This window comes from Pseudomonas sp. PDM05, assembly GCF_014851685.1.
Taxonomy (GTDB): Bacteria; Pseudomonadota; Gammaproteobacteria; order Pseudomonadales; family Pseudomonadaceae; genus Aquipseudomonas.
In genome coordinates, this window is record NZ_JACVAC010000006.1 from 127,111 (window position 1) to 149,583 (window position 22,473).

Annotated in this window: 23 protein-coding genes; 9 read left to right on the forward strand and 14 right to left on the reverse strand. The window is 61.6% G+C overall.

The genetic code is table 11. The annotated features are described in order from the left end of the window. Positions 1–138: 138 nt before the first annotated feature. Positions 139–507 carry a PilZ domain-containing protein gene (locus IB241_RS14135; protein ID WP_192298970.1) on the forward strand — a complete coding sequence of 123 codons (369 nt, stop codon included), beginning with the start codon at positions 139–141 and terminating at the stop codon, positions 505–507. A gap of 4 nt (positions 508–511) precedes the next feature. Here IB241_RS14135 and IB241_RS14140 read toward each other — a convergent pair whose 3' ends face one another. From IB241_RS14140 to katB, 4 genes are read right to left on the reverse strand one after another with little or no spacing between them, the layout of a single operon-like run. Further along, complete coding sequence (locus tag IB241_RS14140) at positions 512–1,237, reverse strand: hypothetical protein (RefSeq protein ID WP_192298971.1); 726 nt, start codon at positions 1,235–1,237, stop codon at positions 512–514. A gap of 16 nt (positions 1,238–1,253) precedes the next feature. Next, positions 1,254–2,621: a DNA repair protein RadA gene (gene radA, locus IB241_RS14145; protein ID WP_017737417.1), complete on the reverse strand. Its 1,368-nt coding sequence runs from the start codon at positions 2,619–2,621 to the stop codon at positions 1,254–1,256. Positions 2,622–2,656: 35 nt separating this feature from the next. After that, on the reverse strand, positions 2,657–3,196 hold the full coding sequence (locus IB241_RS14150; protein ID WP_192298972.1) for an ankyrin repeat domain-containing protein: 540 nt from the start codon (positions 3,194–3,196) through the stop codon (positions 2,657–2,659). Between the two features lie 58 nt (positions 3,197–3,254). Continuing rightward, positions 3,255–4,796 (reverse strand): catalase KatB, encoded by a 1,542-nt coding sequence (gene katB / locus IB241_RS14155; protein ID WP_192298973.1) that lies wholly within the window; start codon positions 4,794–4,796, stop codon positions 3,255–3,257. A gap of 287 nt (positions 4,797–5,083) precedes the next feature. On the opposite strand from katB, the gene mscL reads away from it, so the two are divergent. Continuing rightward, complete coding sequence (gene mscL, locus IB241_RS14160; RefSeq protein ID WP_017737414.1) at positions 5,084–5,500, forward strand: large-conductance mechanosensitive channel protein MscL; 417 nt, start codon at positions 5,084–5,086, stop codon at positions 5,498–5,500. A 46-nt stretch (positions 5,501–5,546) separates the two neighbouring features. Here the strand turns inward: mscL and IB241_RS14165 are convergent, their stop codons facing one another. After that, on the reverse strand, positions 5,547–6,323 hold the full coding sequence (locus tag IB241_RS14165) for a ferredoxin--NADP reductase (RefSeq protein ID WP_192298974.1): 777 nt from the start codon (positions 6,321–6,323) through the stop codon (positions 5,547–5,549). A 459-nt stretch (positions 6,324–6,782) separates the two neighbouring features. Between IB241_RS14165 and IB241_RS14170 the strand changes: the two genes are divergently transcribed. Together IB241_RS14170 and IB241_RS14175 are read left to right on the forward strand one after the other, a co-directional pair. Then, positions 6,783–7,493: a helix-turn-helix transcriptional regulator gene (locus IB241_RS14170; RefSeq protein WP_192298975.1), complete on the forward strand. Its 711-nt coding sequence runs from the start codon at positions 6,783–6,785 to the stop codon at positions 7,491–7,493. Between the two features lie 160 nt (positions 7,494–7,653). Then, positions 7,654–8,778, forward strand: a complete 1,125-nt coding sequence (locus IB241_RS14175) for a methyltransferase (protein ID WP_192298976.1) — start codon at positions 7,654–7,656, stop codon at positions 8,776–8,778. A 65-nt stretch (positions 8,779–8,843) separates the two neighbouring features. Here IB241_RS14175 and IB241_RS14180 read toward each other — a convergent pair whose 3' ends face one another. From IB241_RS14180 to IB241_RS14190, 3 genes are read right to left on the reverse strand one after another with little or no spacing between them, the layout of a single operon-like run. Next, on the reverse strand, positions 8,844–9,011 hold the full coding sequence (locus IB241_RS14180) for a DUF2474 domain-containing protein (RefSeq protein WP_010206690.1): 168 nt from the start codon (positions 9,009–9,011) through the stop codon (positions 8,844–8,846). A 12-nt stretch (positions 9,012–9,023) separates the two neighbouring features. Further along, positions 9,024–10,031 (reverse strand): cytochrome d ubiquinol oxidase subunit II, encoded by a 1,008-nt coding sequence (gene cydB / locus IB241_RS14185; RefSeq protein ID WP_192298977.1) that lies wholly within the window; start codon positions 10,029–10,031, stop codon positions 9,024–9,026. A 1-nt stretch (position 10,032) separates the two neighbouring features. Further along, positions 10,033–11,472 (reverse strand): cytochrome ubiquinol oxidase subunit I, encoded by a 1,440-nt coding sequence (locus IB241_RS14190; RefSeq protein ID WP_192298978.1) that lies wholly within the window; start codon positions 11,470–11,472, stop codon positions 10,033–10,035. A gap of 318 nt (positions 11,473–11,790) precedes the next feature. Between IB241_RS14190 and IB241_RS14195 the strand changes: the two genes are divergently transcribed. Beyond that, positions 11,791–13,029, forward strand: coding sequence for an MFS transporter (locus tag IB241_RS14195; RefSeq protein ID WP_192298979.1), 1,239 nt, complete (start codon positions 11,791–11,793; stop codon positions 13,027–13,029). Positions 13,030–13,074: 45 nt separating this feature from the next. Here the strand turns inward: IB241_RS14195 and IB241_RS14200 are convergent, their stop codons facing one another. From IB241_RS14200 to IB241_RS14215, 4 genes are all read right to left on the reverse strand, one after another. Beyond that, positions 13,075–15,258, reverse strand: coding sequence for a xanthine dehydrogenase family protein molybdopterin-binding subunit (locus IB241_RS14200; protein WP_192298980.1), 2,184 nt, complete (start codon positions 15,256–15,258; stop codon positions 13,075–13,077). Continuing rightward, entirely contained in the window at positions 15,255–16,244 is a 990-nt protein-coding gene (locus tag IB241_RS14205; RefSeq protein ID WP_192298981.1) for an FAD binding domain-containing protein, read from the reverse strand. Before IB241_RS14205 ends, IB241_RS14200 begins: the two co-directional genes overlap by 4 nt. Beyond that, positions 16,241–16,747 carry a (2Fe-2S)-binding protein gene (locus tag IB241_RS14210; protein ID WP_225595490.1) on the reverse strand — a complete coding sequence of 169 codons (507 nt, stop codon included), beginning with the start codon at positions 16,745–16,747 and terminating at the stop codon, positions 16,241–16,243. Before IB241_RS14210 ends, IB241_RS14205 begins: the two co-directional genes overlap by 4 nt. A gap of 96 nt (positions 16,748–16,843) precedes the next feature. Further along, the gene (locus IB241_RS14215; protein ID WP_192298982.1) at positions 16,844–17,290 is read right to left on the reverse strand and encodes a DUF4879 domain-containing protein; all 447 of its coding nucleotides are present in this window, start codon (positions 17,288–17,290) and stop codon (positions 16,844–16,846) included. Positions 17,291–17,512: 222 nt separating this feature from the next. Here IB241_RS14215 and IB241_RS14220 point away from each other — a divergent pair, with 222 nt between their 5' ends. Both IB241_RS14220 and trmA read left to right on the forward strand, forming a co-directional pair. Beyond that, positions 17,513–18,808 (forward strand): NCS2 family permease, encoded by a 1,296-nt coding sequence (locus IB241_RS14220; RefSeq protein WP_192298983.1) that lies wholly within the window; start codon positions 17,513–17,515, stop codon positions 18,806–18,808. After that, the gene (gene trmA, locus IB241_RS14225) at positions 18,805–19,884 is read left to right on the forward strand and encodes a tRNA (uridine(54)-C5)-methyltransferase TrmA (protein ID WP_192298984.1); all 1,080 of its coding nucleotides are present in this window, start codon (positions 18,805–18,807) and stop codon (positions 19,882–19,884) included. Before IB241_RS14220 ends, trmA begins: the two co-directional genes overlap by 4 nt. 154 nt (positions 19,885–20,038) lie before the next feature. On the opposite strand, the gene IB241_RS14230 is transcribed toward trmA, so the two are convergent. Together IB241_RS14230 and IB241_RS27515 are read right to left on the reverse strand one after the other, a co-directional pair. Then, positions 20,039–20,503 (reverse strand): DUF2442 domain-containing protein, encoded by a 465-nt coding sequence (locus tag IB241_RS14230; RefSeq protein WP_192298985.1) that lies wholly within the window; start codon positions 20,501–20,503, stop codon positions 20,039–20,041. Continuing rightward, positions 20,500–20,928: a DUF4160 domain-containing protein gene (locus IB241_RS27515; protein ID WP_225595492.1), complete on the reverse strand. Its 429-nt coding sequence runs from the start codon at positions 20,926–20,928 to the stop codon at positions 20,500–20,502. The genes IB241_RS14230 and IB241_RS27515 overlap by 4 nt, the downstream gene beginning before the upstream one ends. A gap of 242 nt (positions 20,929–21,170) precedes the next feature. On the opposite strand from IB241_RS27515, the gene aroQ reads away from it, so the two are divergent. Both aroQ and IB241_RS14240 read left to right on the forward strand, forming a co-directional pair. Next, a complete protein-coding gene (aroQ, locus tag IB241_RS14235; protein ID WP_192298986.1) occupies positions 21,171–21,620 on the forward strand; it encodes a type II 3-dehydroquinate dehydratase in 450 nt (149 codons plus the stop codon). Further along, the gene (locus tag IB241_RS14240; protein WP_192298987.1) at positions 21,617–22,465 is read left to right on the forward strand and encodes a shikimate dehydrogenase; all 849 of its coding nucleotides are present in this window, start codon (positions 21,617–21,619) and stop codon (positions 22,463–22,465) included. Before aroQ ends, IB241_RS14240 begins: the two co-directional genes overlap by 4 nt. The last annotated feature ends 8 nt before the right edge of the window (positions 22,466–22,473 follow it).

Consider the following 22,473-nt stretch of genomic DNA (forward strand, 5'->3'; position numbering starts at 1 on the left):
CGCTCCGAGTTTAGCGCTGTTGGCTTTAAAGACCACCCCCCTACGTTGGTCTAGAGCCTTCAGCGGGCAAAAAAAGCAGAAATACCAGCCCAATAATGGCGCAGGGCTACAATCCTTCTATCTCCAGAGGGCTTCACCATGACCGAGCAACCGTCTGACCGCCGCCGTTTCCGCAGGATCGCCTTTGACGCCAAGACTGAACTGCGGCAGAACGGCCGGGAATGGCCAGTGCAATTGGTGGATCTGTCGCTAAAGGGCCTGTTGGTGCAACGGCCCGAGGACTGGAAGGGCAACAAATCGCTGCCGTTCGACGTCGACATACGCCTGGACCCCAAGGCCCATATCAAGATGCAGGTACGACTGGCCCATGATGATCGCGGCCAGTTGGGCTTTGTGTGCAAAGACATCGACCTGGAGTCGATCAGCCACCTGCGGCGGCTGATCGAGTTGAATCTGGGCGACCAGGAAGAGTTGGAGCGGGAGCTGGGGGCGCTGCTGGAGGTGTGAGGGCTCAGGGAAATGCCGTACGTGCCGGGAAGTCGCTTTCCGTGTCCCAGTAACCCGCTTTCTGCGTGGATACCCCATGCCACTGCCCCCCTACCCAACGGTAGGTCTGGTAGCGCGTGGCAAAATCATCGTCACCGTCGCCGTCCATGAATGACGAGACTTGCAAGAGTTCATCCGCACCGCCGCCAGCAGGCGTCGAAACCTTCCAGGCCGCCTTGCCGGTGCTGGCCAGGATAAGTGGCTTGAGTTTGCCATCCGCGTCCTGGTAGCCCACCGGCTCCAGTTGCTGCTTGGCAGGCAGCAACAATTGCGTGGCCGGGCCGCTGTAGCTGCCCATTGGGGCGGTCTGGTCGATGGTCAAAAAATACACAGGCTCCGGCTGCCCGTTGAGCGCGGCTTTCTTGACCTTGGCCAGCGGGTAGCCGAGGTCCTTGTGCGCTATCACCGCGCCGGAGGCCGACACCAACCGCACCTGGGCCTCTCGCAACGGGTTTTCAACCAGATCACCGGGCTCGTCGAACGAGTCTTCATCCAGCCCGCTGCCCCAGCTGTCCTTGTGCAATTGGGCGCTGATGCGCTGGTCTTCCAGCACCTGCAAGCTGCTGCCCTCTTGGGTGACCAGCGTTTGTGCCAGCCGATACCCCGCTGGCACGTCGGCCCGCGCCATGGCGGGCAATCCGGCCAAGGTCATGAATAGGGCAAGCGCGCCCCAGCGATTCATTCGTTGCATGACGCCTATCCCTGAGTTATTCAAAAAGTGCATCCAATGCCTGTTCCAGGCGGGTCACCCCAATAATCTGTATCCCCGGTGGCGACTCCTTCGGCGCGTTGCCCTTGGGTACGATCGCACGCTTGAAGCCGTGCTTGGCGGCTTCCTTCAAGCGCTCCTGGCCACTTGGGACGGGCCGCACTTCGCCAGACAAGCCCACCTCACCAAACACCAACAGGTCGTGAGGCAACGGCCGGTTACGCAAACTGGACATCACCGCCGCCATCAACGCCAGGTCAGACGCGGTCTCCAGCACCTTGACCCCGCCCACCACGTTGAGGAACACGTCCTGGTCGTGGGTCGGAATGCCGCCATGCCGGTGCAATACCGCCAGCAGCATGGCCAAGCGGTTCTGATCCAGGCCCAGCGTGACACGCCGGGGGTTGGCCAGATGACTGTCATCCACCAGCGCCTGCACCTCCACCAACATCGGCCGGGTGCCTTCCCACGTTGCCATCACCACACTGCCCGGGACTTCTTCCTGGGCACGGGTCAGAAAAATCGCGGAGGGGTTGGAGACTTCTTTCAGCCCCCGGTCGGTCATGGCAAATACACCCAACTCGTTTACCGCACCGAAGCGGTTCTTCACCGCCCGCAGCAAACGCAGGCGGCCGTCGGATTCCCCCTCGAAATACAACACGGTATCGACCATATGCTCCAACACCCGTGGCCCGGCCAGTGCGCCTTCCTTGGTCACGTGGCCCACCAGGAAGATCGCCGTGCCGCTCTGCTTGGCATAACGCACCAGCAGCGCCGCACTCTCGCGCACCTGGGACACGCCGCCCGGTGCCGATTGCAGTTGCTCGGTGAAAATGGTCTGGATCGAGTCGATCACCATGACCTTGGGCTTTTCGATACGCGCCGTGGCGATGATGCTTTCGATGCAGGTTTCGGTCATCACCCGCAGCTGGTCCTGGGGCAAACCCAGGCGACGGGCGCGCATGGCCACTTGTTGCTGGGATTCTTCGCCGGTGACATACAGCGCCGGCATGCGGCTGGCGATGCTGCACAGGGTTTGCAGCAGGATGGTCGACTTGCCGATGCCGGGATCGCCGCCGATCAACACGACCGAGCCGTCCACCAGGCCGCCGCCGAGCACGCGGTCCAGTTCGCCGGACGCGGTGGAAAAACGCGGGATCTCTTCAACGCTGACTTCGGCCAGGGTCTTGATCTGCGCCTGTTGCCCGGTCCAGCCCGCACGACCGGTGGGGGCTGCCGCGCCGCCGCTTTCGATCATGGTTTCGGTGAGGGTGTTCCACGCACCGCATTCACCGCACTGGCCGGCCCATTTGGGAAAGGTCGCGCCGCACTCCGTGCAGCCGTACATGCGCTTGGCCTTTGCCATATGAGAACCTCCAACCGAAAAACCGCGATGATAGCTCAGCGCGGCGTCGGGGTCCGGATTTCACCGTCGGCCAATCGTGAAGCACTGTTGCCGACCGGGTCTTCAGCGTTGAGGTCGGCGCCCTTGGCTTTGAGCGCGTCCAGCAACTCGATGCGCTTGAACAGCCCGGCGTACATCGCCGCCGTCTGCCCGGCGCCGTTGCGTTGGTCGGGGTTGCAGTCGGTGGCCAGCAGACGCTGGGCGATTTTCAGCTCGCCCTTGAAGATCGCGCCCATCAGCGCGGTGTTGCCGCGGTTGTCCTGCACGCAGGCGTCGGCGCCGGCCTCGAGCAGGCGCTCCACAAACGGTGCCTGGCCGTGATAGGCGGCGAGGATCAGCGCGGTGTAGCCCTTGTCGTCCCGGGTGTTGAGGCTGTAGCCGGAGTCGATAAACGTGTTGAGCATGTCGAGGTCGCCACGGCGGGCGGCGTCGAAATAGTAGTCCTGCAACTGCGCCTTGAGCGCCATCGGGTCGGGAGTCTCGGCCTGGGCGACAAAGGCCAGCATGGCCATCAGCAGGCCGATAGAAATACGCATGGGTGTTCTCCTGCCAAAGGTCGACGCCCGCTCACGGGCGCCGACCAGAACCAACGGATCAGTCAGTCAGTTTTTCTGCCAGCGCCTTCACGCGCGCCAAGTCACCCTTGGCGACCTTGGCCACGCCGGTGCCGTACTCCGGATCAGCCTTGTAGAGGAACGACAGGATGATGTGCTTGCTCTCGTCATCGGTGGTGGCCAGGGAGCCGCCGAAGTTGTCGATCAAGTCCTGACGCTCTTTCTTGCTGTAGGAACGGTACAAATCGCCGGCCTGCTTGAAGTTCTGCTCACGCTGGATCTTCGCCTGCTGGGTGCTGCCCACCAGCGCCGACTGGCTGTAGCGCGCGGTTTGCGGCTCTTGCCGCGGCTCGAGGCGGCTTGGCTGATAGTTCACGCCGCTGCTGGTCTTGCCAAGGTTCATCGCCCCGTCCTGGTTACCGTTGTTGACGGCCACCCGTGGCGCGTTGATCGGCAGTTGCAGGGCATTGGCGCCCAGGCGGTACATTTGGGTGTCGGCGTAGGAGAACACCCGGCCTTGCAGCAGGCGGTCTTCCGACGGTTCGATGCCAGGCACCAGGTTGGCCGGGGCCATGGCCACTTGCTCGGTCTCCTGGAAGACGTTGGCCGGGTTGCGGTTCAGCACCATCTGCCCGACTTTGCGCTCAGGCACGTTCGGCCAGATCTTGGTGGCATCCAACGGGTCGAAGTCGAACTTGGCCAGGTCTTCAGGCTTGAGCACCTGCACGTACAGGTCCCACTTGGGGAAATCGCCCTTGTTGATGTGGGTGACCAGATCGTTGGTCATGTGGCTGTAGTCACGGCCCTGCACTTCGCTGACCTGCTTGGGATCGAGGTTCTTGATGCCTTGCAGGCTCTTCCAGTGGAACTTGACGTAGTGCACTTCACCCTTGGCGTTGATCAGCTTGTAGGCATGCACACCGTTGCCGTCCATTTCGCGGTAGCTGGCTGGCGTACCGGAGTCGGAATACAGCTCGGTCAGCGTACGAGTCGCCTCCGGCACATGGGAGAAGAAGTCAAAGCGACGCGAATCGTCATCCAGGTTGGTACGCGGGTCCGGCTTGAAGGCGTGAACCATGTCCGGGAATTTGATGGCGTCGCGGATGAAGAACGTCGGGAAGTTGTTGCCTACCAGGTCCCAGTTGCCGTCAGCGGTGTAGAACTTGGTGGCAAAGCCGCGTGGGTCACGCAGGGTTTCCGGGGAGTGGTTGCCGTGGACCACGGCGGAGAAGCGCACGAACACCGGGGTGGCTTCGCCGGCGGCGAACACCTTGGCCTTGGTCAGGTCGCTGAGGCTGTCAGTGACGGTAAAGGTGCCGTGGGCGCCAGTGCCACGCGCGTGTACGACGCGCTCGGGGATACGTTCGCGGTCGAAGCGCTGCAGTTTTTGAATCAGTTGCACGTCCTGAAGCAGCACCGGGCCATTGGCGCCGGCGGTTTGCGAGTTCTGGTTATCGCCCACGGCAGCACCGTTGTCGCGGGTCAGGTTGGCGGCGTGTACAGACAGGGAAAGCAAGCTGGCGGTCACCAGTACCAGCGCGGATCGCGCTGCAACAGGCCCGCGGTTCATTGGGTTCTTCATCGAGGTTTCCTCTGGTTTTTTTAGTGCACATTCAGTTGTGCTTGCCAGAGGCTAGTGACCCGCGAGTCAGAAGATAAATAGAAAAGCCGTAACAACCCGATTGATAAAATAATCTGGTAAGCCACTGATTTGGCGCGTATTTCGCGCGCGATTGGTGGCACTTTGCAAACTATTTGCGTTTTAATGTGTCGATAAAAACTAACAGTGTTAACGGTTGTTTCAGGCAAGCCCTCTACGACTGACTTACACTGACCTCCACCCTCCTCATCTGTAACAAGGAATAACCTATGGGCGTGATCAGTGAGTTCAAGGCCTTCGCGGTCAAAGGTAATGTGGTCGACATGGCCGTCGGTATTATCATCGGCGCTGCCTTCGGCAAAATTGTTTCCTCGTTTGTAGGCGACGTGGTGATGCCTCCCATCGGTCTGTTGATCGGCGGCGTGGACTTCGGTGACTTGGCGATAACGCTCAAGGCCGCACAAGGCGATGTACCAGCCGTGGTGTTGGCGTACGGCAAGTTCATCCAGAGCGTGATCGACTTCGTGATCGTCGCGTTCGCGATCTTCATGGGCGTAAAGGCCATCAACCGCCTCAAGCGCGAAGAAGCCGTGGCCCCAAGCCTGCCGCCGACGCCGACCAAGGAGGAAGTGTTGCTGGGTGAGATCCGTGACCTGCTCAAGGCACAGAACGACAAGCCGCTTTAACAAAAAGCCGGCATGAAAAAGGCGCCTGCTTGAGGCGCCTTTTTTCTTACCAGTAGTTTTCCACCGCCACCTGGCCTGGGCGTCGGCTCAGGCTCAGTTGCATGTCACGCTGTTTAAGCAACTGACGGGTGTCATCGACCATCTGCGGGTTGCCGCAAATCAGCACGCGGGAGTGCTCCGGCGTGAGCTCGACACCGGCGGCACGCTCCAACTCGCCATTCTCGATCAATGTGGTGATGCGCCCGTTCAACGCCCCCGGATGCTGCTCGCGGGTGACGATAGGGATGTAAGTGAGTTTGTGCGCGTACTCGGCCAGGTATTCACGCTCACCCAAGTCCTTGATCAGCGACTGGTAGGCCAGCTCCCGGGCTTCGCGAGCGCTGTAGACCAGGACGATGCGTTCAAATTTCTCCCAGACCTCAAAGTCCTGCAGGATCGACAGAAACGGCGCCACCCCGGTGCCGGTGCCCAGCAGCCACAGGTCACGCCCGTCGACAAAACGGTTGAGGGTCAGGAACCCCGTGGCCTGGCGCTCCACCATCAAGGTGTCGCCAACCTGCAAGCGGCTCAGCTCGCTGGTGAACTCACCGCCGGGCACCACGATGGAAAAAAAATCCAGATGCTCGTCAAACGGCGATGACACGATGGAATAAGCGCGCCACACGGTGCTGCCATCGGCCTTGGTCACGCCCAGGCGCACGAACTGGCCGGCGGTAAAACGAAAGCCTGGGTCACGCGTGGTGCGCAGGGTGAAGAGGCTGGGGGTCAGCGATTGCACGTCGAGCAACGTCTGCCGGGTAAATTTCTCAGCACTGGCCGTCATGGGGAACTCCGTTTTGCACAGGCCCCTAGTGTCCCTCAAAGCCAGGCGCGCAAACACCGTTGTTTTGTACTGGCATTACCGCGCTCCAAAGCGGCTGCGACTAAAAAACAGAATCAGACTGTTAATTTGGCGATACAACCGGGGGGAAATCACACCCACTAGTTGGGACTAACTATTTGGCTATTAACGCTAGCCCGCCAACACACCAGATCAAACTACCCCTCTAAGCAGCTATCAAATTGATACTACCGTCAAACCCTTAAATACACTAAAGATGCCCAGACAAACCAAATTACTTATACAAAATCCCAGGCAGCGTACAGGCCAACATGGCGTAAAAATGCGATTCATATAACGTTTTTTTTGCTTTATTACGTAAGTCATGTCCTACACTAATTTTCGTGCAGCGATGGGATGAGGACGTACCCAGGCCACGTAGAACCCCATGGAGATTTACCAATGGTGAACTGGCGAAATACTCGGCTCCCCAAACTGGAAGATAAAAGCGAGATCGAAACTGTCTTTGACATGGTCACCCACCATATCCATGAACTCGGCTTCCAATACTGTTCCTTTACGATGAGTTCTCAACTACCCAGCAACGACACCAAACCGATTCACATCAACAACTATCCAAATGAATGGAGCGCACTTTATCAACAAGCGCACTTCTTCGAAGTAGACCCGATAGTTGCGCACTGCAAACGCTGTGTACTTCCCATTGTCTGGGAGGAGAAGGCCTTCAACGCGACACCCGGCTTATGGTCGCTGGCCCAATCCCTCGGCGTGCATCAAGCATGGACCCAACCCGTGCACGACTTCCAGGGCATCTACAGCATGTTGACGTTGGGGCGCAGCAGCGGCGAGGTCAGCCCGCAAGAGTTGTATGAAAAGGCCGGCAACGTTTTGTGGCTGTGCCATGCGATGCACGCGGTCGTCGCACAGCAATACGCAGACAGGTCCGGCATCAACGCTCCCACCACACTGACGTCGCGAGAAACGGAGATTCTCAAATGGTCAGGGATGGGCAAGACCGCGGAAGAAATCGCCAGCATTATCTCGATTTCGCCGCGTACGGTGGGCTTTCACATCAGCAGCGCACTCAAGAAGCTTGGCGTTACCAACAAGATCGCCGCCGTTCTTTGTGCGTCCAGGGCAGGGCTTTTCTAGCTGACGTAGAAACACCGCATGTAATCGCAGCGAAAAAAACGTAACATTTACGGCCAATTCTGAGTGATGAAGCAGCCCCCGGGTGTGGCTTCGTCGTTCACTCAGACGGTTTGGCCGATGCCCGCCGAACACCCATCGATGACCCAGAGCCTCCCCCGCCATGCCCCTGCTCGAAAGCCCCTTCGCCCAGCTCGATCTGATCCGCCAGCCAGAGCAACACAACGATCCGCTGCAAGCCTTCGACGCCGCCGACGAGTACCTGCTCAGCCATCTGGCGCAGCAACAACCAGACGCGGCCACCCGCGTACTGGTACTCAACGACAGCTTCGGCGCCCTGGCCGCCAGCCTTGTTGGCCAGGTGCAGGTGACGTCCAGCGGCGACTCGTTTCTCGCGGCCCAGGGCCTTGAGAAAAACCTGGTGCGCAACGGCCAGGCCTTCGATGCGGTGACATTCATTCCGGCCAGCCAAACGCCAGGCGGGCCTTTCGACCGCGTACTGATCCGCGTGCCCAAGACCCTGGCGCTGCTGGAAGAACAACTGATCCGCCTGCAAGGCCAGCTCGCACCGGGCGCCGAAGTGATCGCCGGGGCCATGATCAAGCACCTGCCGCGGGCGGCCGGGGAGTTGCTGGAGCGCTACATCGGCCCGATGCACGCCTCGCTCGCGGTCAAAAAGGCTCGCCTGTTGATCGCCACCGTTGAAGAGCGCCCCGCCGCAGTCTCGCCCTACCCAACCCGCTACACGCTGGACACCCCGGCTATCGAACTGCTCAACCACGCCAACGTGTTCTGCCGCGAAGGCCTGGACATCGGCACCCGCGCCTTCCTCCCGCACCTACCGAAAAACCTCGGCAACGCCCGCGTGGCCGACCTCGGCTGTGGCAATGGCGTGCTGGCGATTGCCAGCGCCCTGCAAAACCCCGAGGCGCAGTACACCCTGCTGGATGAGTCCTACATGGCCGTGCAATCGGCGCAGGAAAACTGGCACGCCGCCCTCGGCCAACGCGACGTGAACGTGCGCGCCGCCGATGGCCTGGCCGGCCAGGAGCCTGATTCGCTGGACGTGGTGCTGTGCAACCCGCCCTTCCACCAGCAGCAGGTGGTCGGCGACTTCCTCGCCTGGCGCATGTTCCAGCAGGCGCGCGAAGCGCTGGTGGTCGGTGGCGCCCTCTATATAGTCGGCAACCGTCATTTGGGTTATCACAGCAAATTGGCGCGGCTGTTCCGTGGTGTCGAACAAGTGGCCGCCACGCCGAAATTCGTCATCCTCAAAGCGCGCAAATAAAAAAACCCTGCTTCTCTCGCGAAAAGCAGGGTTGAAAAGCCGGGCGGTCAAGCCCGGTTGGGATGTCAGTGGGTGGTCAGGCCGGCCGCATTCATGAACATGCGCATCAGGCTGGCCACGACAAACAGGGCCAGCACGCTGCCGGTCCAGATCATCGCCAACCACCCCAGGCGCCGCCACAACGGCTGCTTCTCGGCCTGCTCAATCTCGTGCAACGAAGGTTTGCCGGACATGAAACGAGCCTCCTAGTGATAACCGTCTTCGTGGGTGACCTTGCCGCGGAACACGTAGTAGCTCCAGAAGGTGTAGCCCAGGATGAACGGGATGATGAACAGCGTGCCCACCAGCATGAAGCCCTGGCTTTGCGGCGGCGCGGCGGCGTCCCAGATCGACACGGAGGGCGGAATGATGTTCGGCCACAAGCTGATCCCCAGGCCGCTGTAGCCGAGGAAGATCAGCACCAGCGTCAGCAGGAACGGCGTGTAATGCGCGTTGCGCGCCACCGCAAGGATCAGCCCGTACAAGGTCACCAGCACCAGGATCGGCACCGGCATGAACCAGAACAGGTTCGGCAGGGTGAACCAGCGCGAGGCGATTTCCGGGTGCGCCAGCGGCGTCCAGATACTGACGATGCCAATCACCGCCAACAGCCCGAAGGCCAACGGCCGCCCCAGGTTGTGCATCTTTTCCTGCAAGGGGCCTTCGGTCTTCATGATCAGCCAGGTGCAGCCCAGCAATGCATAGGCGACGATCAACGCCACACCGCAGAACATCGTGAACGGCGTCAGCCAATCCAACGAACCGCCAGCAAACTGGCGGTCTACCACCGGAATGCCGTCGATAAACGCCCCCAGCGCCACACCCTGGAAGAAGGTGGCCGCCAGCGAGCCGCCGATGAACGCCTTGTCCCACAGGTGACGCTTGGCGTCCTTGGCCTTGAAGCGGAACTCGAAGGCCACGCCGCGGAAGATCAGCCCGATCAGCATCAGGATCAGCGGCAGGTACAACGCCGACAACACCACCGAATAGGCCAGCGGGAAGGCGCCGAACAACGCCGCGCCGCCCAGTACCAGCCAGGTTTCGTTGCCGTCCCACACCGGGGCGACGGTGTTCATCATCACGTCACGGTCGGTCTTGCCGGGGATAAACGGAAAGAGGATGCCGATACCCAGGTCGAAGCCGTCCATGACCACGTACATCATGATGCCGAAGATGATGATCACGGCCCAGATCAGCGGAAGATCAATACCCATCTCAATGCCCCTTGTGCTGGATGTCGACGTGGTCGTCGTCGGAGCCATCATCGGCCGCCGACAATGGACGCGCCGGTGTACGTTTCTGGCCAGGGCCACCGTGAGTCGGTTCGGTACTTTCGTGGGCCACCGGACCTTTGCGCACCAGGCGCATCATGTAGCCCAGGCCGGCGCCGAACAGCGCGAAGTACACCACCACGAACAGCACCAGGGTGATGGTCATCTGCGCCAGGCTATGCCCGGAGGACGCATCCGCCGTGCGCATCAACCCGTAGACCACCCACGGCTGACGGCCGATTTCGGTGGTGAACCAGCCGGCGAGAATCGCGATCAACCCGGACGGCCCCATCCACAACGCCAGGTACAGGAACGGCCTGGACGTGTACATCTTGCCGCCCCGGCGCAGCCAGAGGCTGAACAGGCCGGTGAAGATCATCAGGAAGCCCAGGCCGACCATGACCCGGAACGACCAGAACACGATGGTCGAGTTGGGGCGGTCTTGCGGCGGGAACTCCTTGAGGGCCGGCACCTGCTTGTCCAGGGAGTGGGTCAGAATCAGGCTGCCCAGGTACGGGATTTCCACGGCGTATTTGGTTTTCTCGGCCTTCATATCCGGCCAGCCGAACAGGATCAGCGGGGTCGGCTCGTTGCCGATATTCTCCCAATGGCCTTCAATCGCAGCGATTTTCGCCGGCTGGTGCTTCAAGGTGTTGAGGCCGTGGAAGTCGCCGATCACCGCCTGGATAGGCGCGACGATCAGGGCCATCCACATTGCCATCGAGAGCATTTTGCGGATCGCCGGGTTGTCCTTGCCCCGCAGCAAGTGCCAGGCCGCCGAGGAGCCGACGAAGAACGCGGTCGCCACGAAAGCCGCCGTGGCCATGTGCGCCAGGCGATACGGGAACGACGGGTTGAACACCACGGCGAACCAATCGGTCGGAATCACTCGGCCGTCGATGATCTCAAAGCCCTGGGGCGTCTGCATCCAGCTGTTGGACGAGAGGATCCAGAAGGTGGAGATCAACGTACCGATGGCCACCATCACGGTGGAGAAGAAGTGCAGGTTGCGCCCGACCTTGTTCCAGCCAAACAGCATCACCCCAAGGAAACCGGCCTCAAGGAAGAAGGCCGTAAGCACTTCGTACGTAAGCAGCGGCCCGGTAACGGCACCGGCGAAGTCCGAGAAGCGGCTCCAGTTGGTGCCGAACTGGTAAGCCATGACCAAGCCGGAAACCACGCCCATGCCGAAGTTGACGGCAAAGATCTTCGACCAGAAATGGTAGAGGTCACGGTAGGTGTCGTTGCGGGTCTTGAGCCACAAGCCTTCCAGCACCGCAAGGTAACTGGCCAGGCCGATGGTGATCGCCGGGAACAGGATGTGGAACGAGATGGTGAACGCGAATTGAATTCGGGCGAGATCTAGCGCCTCCAAACCGAACATAAGTCTTCCTCTGTCAGGTAATACCGGCTGCTGGCGGGAGCCTGCACCCACTGCCCCCACGGATATGGAGTGTGTCGAATTTCAATTCGTTCTTTATTTAACCAACCACGTAGGGAATCTGGCCTCTCGGCCGCCAGGGCAATCCCCATGACGGGTTTTGATCTGGATCAAGCATTGGTGAAAGAGTAGCCCCAATTTCGCCGCAGGACGGCGTGGTCTTTTGCCGCGTGACAGACTGTCTCAGCTCAGTTCTTGCAACTATCTGTTACAACTTGATGCTAATCTCGGCGCTCCCTTCGGCCTTGACCTGAATTCCCGATGCCCAGTGAACCCGCGTTGCTGTTACGCCACCACCGCCCTTTCATCGCGTTCTGGCTGGCGCGCATCTTCACCGCCAGCGGCTTCCAGATGCTCACCGTGGCCATCGGCTGGAACCTCTACCAACTGACCGGCAACGTGCTGGACCTGGGTTTGGTCGGCCTGGTGGAGTTCGTGCCACGCGTACTGTTCATGCTGCACACCGGGCATGTGGCCGACCGCTATGAGCGACGCAAGGTCGCCGCGATCTGTCAGACCGTACAGGCGTTGATCGCATTATCCCTGGCCATCGGCGGCCTGACCGGCAGCGTGACCCGCGAGATGATCTTTATCCTCGCCTTCGTGCTGGGCGCCGCACGCTCCTTCGAAATGCCGACCACCCAGGCACTGCTGCCGAGCATCGTGCCCAGCGCGCTGTTCCCGCGTGCCGTGGCCTCGTCGCAGTCGGCCCAGCAACTGGCAACCATCGTCGCCCCGGCGTTGGGCGGTTTGCTCTACGCCTTTGGCAGCGTGTGGGTCTACGGCCCCACTGCGGTGCTGTACTTGATTGCCTGCGTACTGACCCTCAACCTGCCCGCACGCCAGACCCCGCTGAACAAAGGCAAGGCCACCCTGGATTCGTTGCTGGCCGGCATCCGTTTTATCCGCAGCCGCCCGGACATCCTCGGCGCCATTTCCCTGGACCTGTTCGCCGTATTGTTGGGCGGCGCCACCGCATTGCTGCCGGTGTTCGCCAAGGACATCTTGCTGACCGGCGCCTGGGGCCTGGGCCTGTTGCGTTCGGCACCGGCGGTGGGCGCGTTGTTGATGTCGTTGTGGCTGGCGCGCTTCTCGGTGGACCGCCACGTCGGCCGCGTGATGTTCACCGCCGTCGGGGTGTTCGGTGTGGCGACCATTGCGTTCGGCCTGTCCACTTCGTTCTGGTTTTCGTTGGCGGTGCTGGTGGTGCTGGGCGCGGCAGACATGATCAGCATGGTGATCCGTGCATCGTTCGTGCAGCTGGAGACGCCGGATGAAATGCGCGGCCGCGTCAGCGCGGTCAACGGCCTGTTTATCGGCGCGTCGAATCAGTTGGGCGAGTTTGAATCGGGGATTACCGCCCACTGGTTCGGCACCGTGCCGGCGGTGGTCATGGGCGGGATCGGCACGCTGGTGGTGACCGGGGTGTGGATCAAACTGTTCCCGACCCTGGCCAACCGCGACCGCATGCACGTGCCGGTTGAAGAAACAAAAGCATAAGGCCCGGTTCCCACACGGGTGCTGGGCAGGGCCGGTAAAGTGCTGTCAAAGCACTTTATCGAGGGTGATCGGAAAGTCCCTGACCCGCTTGCCCGTGGCGTGATACACCGCATTCGCCACCGCCGCCGCCACCCCGACAATACCGATCTCACCCACCCCCTTGGAGCCCAGCGCATTGACGATCTCGTCGTGCTCCTCGACGAATACCACGTCAATCTCACCGATGTCCGCATTTACCGGAATGTGATACTCGGCCAGGCTGTGGTTCATGATGCGCCCCAAGTGGTGGTCGGTCTGGGTTTCTTCATGCAGGGCCATACCGATGCCCCACACCACCCCGCCGAGAATCTGGCTGCGCGCCATTTTCGGATTCACCACGCGCCCGGCCGCAATCGCGCTGACCACCCGGCTGACCTGGATGGTGCCCAAGTCTTCATCCACCCGTACTTCCACAAACACCGCAGAATGCGTGGCGCTGGCATAGCCCCCGCGTTTCTCGTCCGGCTCGCTGTCGACCTGCACCTGCAACGCGTCTTCACCACTGTCCTTGACCAGTTGGGCCAGCGACACACTCACATCACCGGTGTGCAGGTGGCCGTCGTCAAAGCGCACCGACTCGGCGTCCTTGAACACCGGATACGTCTGGCGCGCAATCTCCAGCAGTTCGGCCGCCAATGCTTCGCAGGCTTGCTGAACGGCGGTGCCCACCGAAGACACGGTAAACGAGCCGCCCTGCAGCGGGGCCGTGGGCAATGAGGAATCGCCGAGCAGAAACTCGACATTTTCCAGCGCCACGCCGCTGGCCTGGGCTGCAATCTGGGTCATGACCGTATAGGTGCCGGTGCCGATATCGGTGGTGGCGCTGCTGACGGTGAGCTTGCCCTCGGCGTCGATCCGCGCCTTGGCGCTGGCTTTCATCTGCATCGCCTCCCACACACCACCGGCCATGCCCCAACCGATCAGTTGGCGCCCCTCGCGCATGCTGCGCGGTTCCGGGTTACGCCGCTGCCAGCCGAAACGCTTGGCGCCTTCGCTGTAGCATTCACGCAACGCCTTGCTGGACCAGGGCTTGTCTTCGTTCTGGTTGCGCTCGGCGTAATTGGTCAGGCGCAGTTGCACCGGGTCGACCCCCAGCGCGCAGGCCAGTTCGTCCATTGCACACTCCAGACCGATCACCCCCAGTGCAGCACCCGGGGCGCGCATGTCCAGCGGGGTAAACACATCCAGCGGCACCAGGTTGTAGGTCAATTGCACGTTGTCGCAGTGGTAGAGCATGCCGCTCCACTCAACCACATGCTCGCTGAAGTCCTCGAAGCGTGAGGTCTGGCCGGTGGCGGTGTGGCCGAGTGCGACCAGCTTGCCATCGGCGGCGGCGCCCACTTGCAGACGCTGCAAGGTGCGCGGCCGGTAGCCGAAGGTGAACATCTGCTGGCGCGTCAGGGTCACGCGAACCGAGCGTTTGAGCGCCAGCGACGCCATCACCGCCAGTGGCAACTGGTACTGCGGGCGCAGGCCGGAACCGAACGCGCCACCCACAAACGCGGCAAAGATCCGCACCTGGCTTTTATCCAGGCCAAACACTTTCTGCACATAGGCCTGACAGTTCTGCGGGCCCTGGGTTTTGTCATGGATGTGCAGCGTGCCATCGCTCTGGTACAGCACCGTGCTGGCATGGGGCTCCATGGGGTTGTGATGTTCGATGGGGGTGCTGTAGTTCAGGTCCAGGCTGACGGCGGCGGCGCGCCATTGCGCCTGGAAGTTGCCGCGCGGCTTCGGCGGGGTCTGGGGCGATGGGTAGGCGTGTTGCTGCTGGGCGATCAAGTCAGTGTCAAAGGCTTCGCTCGCATACTCGATCTCCACCAGTGAACCGGCATGGCGCGCCAGTTCCAGGTTATCGGCGATGACCAGGGCCAGTGGCTGACCGCTGTACAGCACCCGGTCGTTGTACAGCGGGCGGAACGGCGAGCCGTCCGCCGCATCGGCGTCGGCGAAAGCCTCGTCATAACTGGCGATCTTTGGCCGGTTGAGGTGGTCGAGCACCATGATCACGCCCGGCAACGCCAGGGCTTTGGAGGCATCGACCTTGATGACTCGGCCCTTGGCGACAGTGCTGGACACGACGCTGCCGTGGAGCAGACCGTCTTCGGGAAACTCACCCGCATAACGCGCCTGGCCGGTGACCTTGAGCAGGCCGTCGACACGGTCCAAGGGTTTGCCGATAGCGCTCATGGTTGTTCTCCCGCGACAGCGGCGTCGCTCAAGGCACGGATGATCGCGCGGCGCGCCAGTTTGAGTTTGAAGCCGTTGTGCGCCAGCGGCACGGCGTCTTGCAGCAGCGCGTCAGCCGCGGCACTGAAGGTTTCGCGGCTGACCGTCTGGCCGATCAGCAACGCTTCCACGGCGCGGTCACGCCAGGGTTTGTGGGCAACGCCGCCAAGGGCCAGGCGCGCATCGATGATCTGGTCGCCGTCCAGCTCCAACGCCGCGGCGACGGACACCAGCGCAAAGGCGTACGACGCACGGTCGCGTACCTTCAGATAATGACTGTGGTTTGCCAGTTGATCAGCCGGCAACTCAATGGCCGTGATCAGTTCATCGTCGGCCAACAGATTGTCCCGCTGCGGCGTGTCGCCGGGCAGGCGGTGGAAGTCGGCAAACTCAATGATCCGCACACCGCCGCGCCCCTCCACGTGGACCCGTGCCTCGAGTGCGGCCAGGGCCACGCACATGTCGGAAGGATGGGTGGCGACACACTGGTCGCTGGCACCGAGGATCGCGTGGATGCGGTTCAGGCCGGTCAGCGCCGGGCAGCCACTGCCGGGCTCGCGCTTATTGCACGGCACGCCGATGTCATAAAAGTAGTAACAGCGGGTGCGCTGCAACAGGTTGCCGCCGGTACTGGCCATATTGCGCAGTTGCGGCGAGGCGCCGGCCAGGATCGCCTGGGACAGCAGCGGGTAGCGTTGCTCGATCAGCGGATGCCAGGCCAGGTCGGCGTTGCTCACCATCGCGCCGATCAACAGGCCGCCATCAGCGCTTGCCTTGATGTCATGCAGCGGCAGGCCCGTGATGTCGATGAGGTGCTGGGGACGGCTGAGGTTTTCTTTCATCAGGTCCAGCAAGTTGGTGCCACCGGCAATAAAACGCGAGGTGGCACTGCTCAGGTGCACCGCTTCACGCACATCCACGGGTTTGCTGTAGTGGAAGGGGTTCATCGCTCACCTCCCACGACGTCTTCAATAGCCTCGCGAATGTTGCTGTAAGCCCCGCAGCGGCACAGGTTGCCACTCATCAGTTCCTGGATCTGCGCGGCGTCATGGGCACGGCCTTCATTCATCAGACCCACTGCGGAGCAAATCTGGCCCGGCGTGCAGTAACCGCACTGGAAGGCGTCGCGCTTGATAAACGCCTGCTGCATCGGGTGCAGAGTGTCACCGTCGGCCAGGCCTTCGACGGTGGTCAACTCGGCGCCATCGCACATCACCGCCAGGGTCAGGCAGGCATTCACGCGCTTGCCGTCACGCAACACCGTGCAGGCGCCGCATTGGCCGTGGTCGCAGCCTTTTTTGCTACCGATCAGGTCAAGCTGCTCGCGCAACAAGTCCAGCAGGGTGGTCCAGGGCAGCACGTCCAACTGGCGTTCCTGGCCATTGAGGCGCAGGCGGATCGAGTGACTGACGAACGGCTGAGCCGTCGCGCCATGGGAAGTTGCGCTCATAAACACCTCACGGGTTGGTGTACATCCGCGGCGTTCAGGAAATTCGCCGTCTCAGGGGTACGACTTCCCGGGGTTTTGAGCGTTCAAGATGATTGATCAGCGGATATTGAGCAGGGTCTTGAGGGTGTTCTGCGGGCCGTTGATCGACGAGTTGCTGTATTCGAACCAGCCCTGGTCCTCGACATTCAGGTCGAACACGTAGATGTAACCCATCACCGTGCCCGCGCCACTGCACACCTGGCTGACGTTGCCGACCTGGCACACCGGCGTGCGCTGCCCGTTCAATTCGGCGCCGTTGAAGCGGCCCACGGGGTTGTTGCCCAGGCCGACTTCCATCACCGAAACCTTGGTGGGCCCACGGTGCGTACACATCTGGGTGCCTTGCGCGCGCTCCGGGATGGTTTCGGTGCAACCGGCCGATTGAACCTGGAACACCCGCACCTCGCTCAACGGCGGTGCAGTCGCGCCCCACGCCGGTGCTGCGCCGAGCCACAGGCCGATACAGGGGATCAGAGCTAGACTCCACGCGTTGGCTTTTTTCATGCTGTGAATGACCCCGGATTAAACGTCGGCGCAGTATGCCTCAAGGTCATGATCAAGGGCGATTGCTCACAACGGCCAGCCCGCACACCACACGGCCTCGGCTGCTGGTATGATGCGCCGCTTTTTCCGATCCTCTCTGAAACCACAGGCGCTTGGCGCAGTTTGTGCTTTGACTTAGAGGTCAACAAATCACGACGCAAAATAGCGTCACAGGGAGCCGGCATGCTGGAAAAGCTGTTTCAACTCAAAGCCCACAACACCAATGTGCGCACCGAGATTCTCGCGGGTATCACCACATTCCTGGCGATGGCCTACATCTTGTTCGTCAACCCGAGCATCCTCAGTCAGGCCGGCATGGACAAGGGCGCGGTGTTTGTCGCGACCTGCCTGGCGGCGGCCATCGGTTCGACCGTGATGGGCCTGATCGCCAACTACCCGATTGCGCTGGCGCCGGGCATGGGCCTCAACGCCTTCTTTACCTACACCGTGGTCCTGCACATGGGCCATACCTGGCAGGTAGCGCTGGGTGCGGTGTTTATTTCGGCGGTGTTGTTCTTCCTGCTGTCGATCTTCCGTATCCGTGAATGGATCATCAACGCCATCCCGCTGCCCCTGCGTTCGGCGATTGCTGCCGGTATCGGCCTGTTCCTGGCGTTGATCGCCCTGCACAACGCCGACATTGTCGTCAGCAACCCAGCCACCATGGTCGGCCTCGGTGACCTGACCAAGGCCGCGCCGATCCTGGCCACCCTCGGTTTCGTGCTGATCGTCGCGCTGGAAGCCCTGGCCGTACGCGGCGCGGTGCTGATCGGCATCCTCGCGGTGACCATTGCGTCCATCGCCCTGGGCGTGACCCCGTTCAACGGCGTGGTGTCGATGCCACCGTCCCTGGCCCCGACCTTCCTGCAACTGGACATCAAGGGCGCGCTGGACATCGGCCTGGTCAGCGTGATCTTTGCGTTCCTGTTCGTGGACCTGTTCGACAACTCCGGCACCCTGATCGGCGTCGCCAAGCGCGCCGGCCTGATGAGCAAGGACGGCCACATGCCGAAGATGGGCCGTGCGCTGATCGCCGACAGCACCGCTGCCATGGCCGGTTCGCTGCTGGGTACATCGACCACCACCAGCTACATCGAATCCGCCGCGGGCGTGAGCGCCGGCGGCCGCACCGGCTTGACCGCCATCGTTGTCGCGATCCTGTTCCTGCTGGCCTTGTTCTTCTCGCCACTGGCGCAAAGCGTCCCGGCGTTTGCCACCGCCCCCGCGCTGCTGTTCGTGGCCGTGCTGATGACCCAGGGCCTGGCGGAAATCGACTGGGATGACATCACTGTTGCAGCGCCGGTGGTGATCACCGCCCTGGCGATGCCGTTTACTTACTCCATCGCCAACGGCATCGCCTTCGGCTTCATCGCGTGGACCGCCATCAAGCTGCTTTCGGGCCGCTACCGTGAGCTGAACCCGGCGCTGGTGATCCTGTCGATCCTGTTCGTGATCAAGCTGGGCTGGTTCAACGCATGACTTTTGACGCCGCAAGCTACACCGCTCAACTGCAAGACAAGGTCACGCGCTTGCGTGACCTGTTGGCCCCGTTCGATGCACCCGAGCCGCAGGTCTTCGACTCGCCGCTGCAGAACTTCCGCCTGCGCGCGGAGTTCCGCCTGTGGCGCGAAGGCGGTGAGCGCCACTACGCGATGTTTTCCCAGGACGACAAGCGCACGCCGATCCTGATCGAAGCGTTTCCCATCGCCAGCCTGCGCATCAACCAGTTGATGCCGCAACTCAAGGCCGCCTGGCAAGCCAGCGCCGCCCTGAGCCACAAGCTGTTCCAGGTGGAGTTCCTCACCACCCTGGCCGGCGATGCGATGATCACGCTGTGCTATCACCGCCCGCTGGACGAGCATTGGCACACCGCTGCCAACCAGCTCGCGGCTGACTTGAACGTGAGCATCATCGGCCGCTCCAAGGGCAAGCGCGATGTGATCGGCCACGACTATGTGGTGGAACAACTCGAAGTCGGTGGTCGCACCTTCAGCTATCGCCAACCCGAAGGCGCCTTCACCCAGCCCAACGGCACGGTGAACCAGAAGATGCTCAACTGGGCGTACGCAGCCCTGGGCGACCGCCCGGATGATCTGCTGGAGCTGTACTGCGGCAACGGCAACTTCACCCTGCCGCTGGCGACCCGCGTACGCAAAGTGCTGGCCACCGAGATCAGCAAGACCTCGGTCAACGCCGCGCTGAGCAACCTCGCTGAAAACGCGGTGGACAACGTCACCCTGGTGCGCCTGTCCGCCGAAGAACTCACCGAAGCGCTCAACGAAGTGCGCCCGTTCCGTCGCCTGCACGGCATCGACCTCAAGAGCTATGAGTTCGGTAGCGTGTTCGTCGACCCGCCTCGCGCGGGCATGGACCCGGACACCTGCGAGCTGACTCGACGCTTCGACAATATCCTGTACATCTCGTGCAACCCGCAGACATTGGCGGCGAACATCGCGCAACTGCATGACACGCACCGTATCACCCAGTGTGCGATGTTTGATCAGTTTCCGTGGACGCATCATATGGAGTCGGGCGTCCTGCTGACGCGTCGCTGAAACTTACAGCCACTCGCAGTCCCCCTGTGGGAACGGGCTTGTGTGGGAGCGGGCTTGCCCGCGATGGCAGAGTGTCAGTCACAGCGGCTTACGCTGACACACCGCATTCGCGAGCAAGCCCGCTCCCACATAAGCCCACTCCCAACACGGCTTTTCATGCGTCAGTTGAATCGTCGGGCTTCGTCGTATCCTTGCGCGGCCGCCCGCCCTTCTTGCCATTGGCGCGGGCAGCGGCGGCTTTGGCGGCGCTGCTCTTACGACCGTTGCGCGAAGCCACCAGGCTGGCGGCCAGGTCCATCAGGGGCTGGCTCGTGGCGATCAGGCCGGTGATGGACACGTCCAGGTCCCGGGGTTCACAGCACAGCGCCTTGCCACCGAAACCGACCTCCAACCGCTGGAAGTCTTCCAGCGAAAACCCCTCGAACTCGGGAAGGCCCGCAACGGGCAGCGAGATCCGGCTGCCGTCGCTGAAGCCGATGGAAATACTCTTGTCTTCATAGCGCACCGAGCTGGCTCGGGCATACAAATGCCTTGTCTTGCGCCCACGGGCTATCGCTTTATCGATGTCAGCCTCGGTAAGCGGCACGTAGGGCCGGACTTTGGCTTTTACGACCTTCACAGAGTTATCTTCACCCATACCGGGACCCTCACTAGACTCAAAATTGTCTGTTGCTCGACAACATCGTGCCAAGCGCTTGCGATTACATGAACACCCGGCCGGATGACCAATCCAGGTACCACCTCATCCGCCCCCAGGTCCCAGGAATGGTTCTCCAGGCAGACCGTTTGAATTTTCTCCCACCAAATCCTTCGCGCCCGCGCCAGATAATGCCGCTGCCTCAGCGCCTGGCAAATCCCCAGCAGAACGGCACCGGGCGGCCGACGTCGCTCAGGGTCCACATCCCACAACTCCACGCCGTCATCCAGAAAGCTGAAACGAAAACGCGCATCCCAGCCCGTGCCCCTTACATGCACATGCGGCGGGCAGTGCTCATCCCTGAGAAGCACTGAAATTACACATCCCTTGTAAGTGCCTATTCGCATCGTAACCCATCCGTTAGGTTATTTTCCGTCCGGTAACAATTTCACCCCGTGCCACCCGACAACCGGCTCCAAAATCCTGGAGCTGTTTCTCAGACTAGTGACCGGCAATGAAGCGTCGAATGCCGTGTTGTTACCGCGCATAACCGTTCGGTAATCGAACATATCCTTCGCCGTCGATTGACCAAATTAACCATTCAGTACATTTTACCGCCACAACTAACAATAATTGTGGAGACCCTCCCATGCCGCCTATCGTGCTGGTGCTCAACGGCCCCAACCTCAACCTGCTCGGCACCCGCGAGCCGGCGACCTACGGGCATGAAACCCTGGCTGACGTGGCCGCTTTGTGCGGTCGCAGCGCTGACAAGCTCGGGCTGAAAATCGAATTTCGCCAGACCAACCACGAAGGCGAACTGCTCGACTGGATCCACGGCGCCCGCGCCCGTTGCGCCGGTATCGTGATCAATCCGGCCGCGTGGACCCACACCTCCGTCGCCATCCGTGACGCGCTGGTGGCCAGTGAAGTGCCGGTGATCGAAGTGCATTTATCCAACGTGCATGCACGCGAGGCGTTTCGTCATCACTCCTTTGTGTCGCCCATCGCCAAGGCCGTGCTCGCAGGATTTGGCAGTCATGGCTACCACCTGGCCCTGGAACACTTCAGCCAGATCTTGAAAGGATCAGCCCGATGAAACCGCGCATCCTCGCCGGCCTGATCGGCTCCGGCATCCAGGCTTCCCGCACCCCGGCTTTGCATGAACAGGAAGGCGACGCCAGAGGCCTGCGCTACCTGTATCGCTTGATCGACCTGGACCCGCTGCGATTGACCGTCGATGCCCTGCCCGACCTGCTCGACGCTGCCGAGTTGATGCAGTTCACCGGCCTGAACATTACTTACCCGTGCAAGCAGGCGATCCTGCCGCTGCTCGATGATTTGTCCGACGAGGCCCGGGGGATTGGCGCGGTCAATACCGTGGTGTTCAAGGACGGCAAACGTATCGGCCATAACACCGACTGCCTGGGCTTCGCCGAAGGATTTCGACGCAACCTGAGTGATGTGCTGCGCCAGCGCGTCGTACAAATGGGCGCAGGCGGCGCAGGCGCGGCAGTGGCCCACGCGCTATTGGCCGAAGGCGTTGAACGCCTGAGCATCTTTGACCTGGACAGCAGCCGCGCCCAGGACTTGGTGGACAACCTCGCCCTGCGTTTCGGCAGCGGTCGCGCCCAGGTCGGCAGCCACCTGGAAAGCGCCATGGCCGAGGCGGATGGGGTGGTGAACACCACGCCGATGGGCATGGCCAAGCTGCCTGGCACTCCGGTTCCGGCGGCCCTGCTGCGGGCCGAACTGTGGGTGGCCGAGATTGTGTATTTCCCGCTGGAAACCGAACTGCTGCGCGACGCCCGCGCCTTGGGTTGCCGCACGCTGGATGGCGGCAATATGGCGGTGTTCCAGGCGGTGAAGGCGTTTGAGTTGTTCAGTGGCGAAGTGCCGGATGCGCAGCGGATGCTGGCGCACTTTCAGGCCATGAATATCTAACAGGCGAA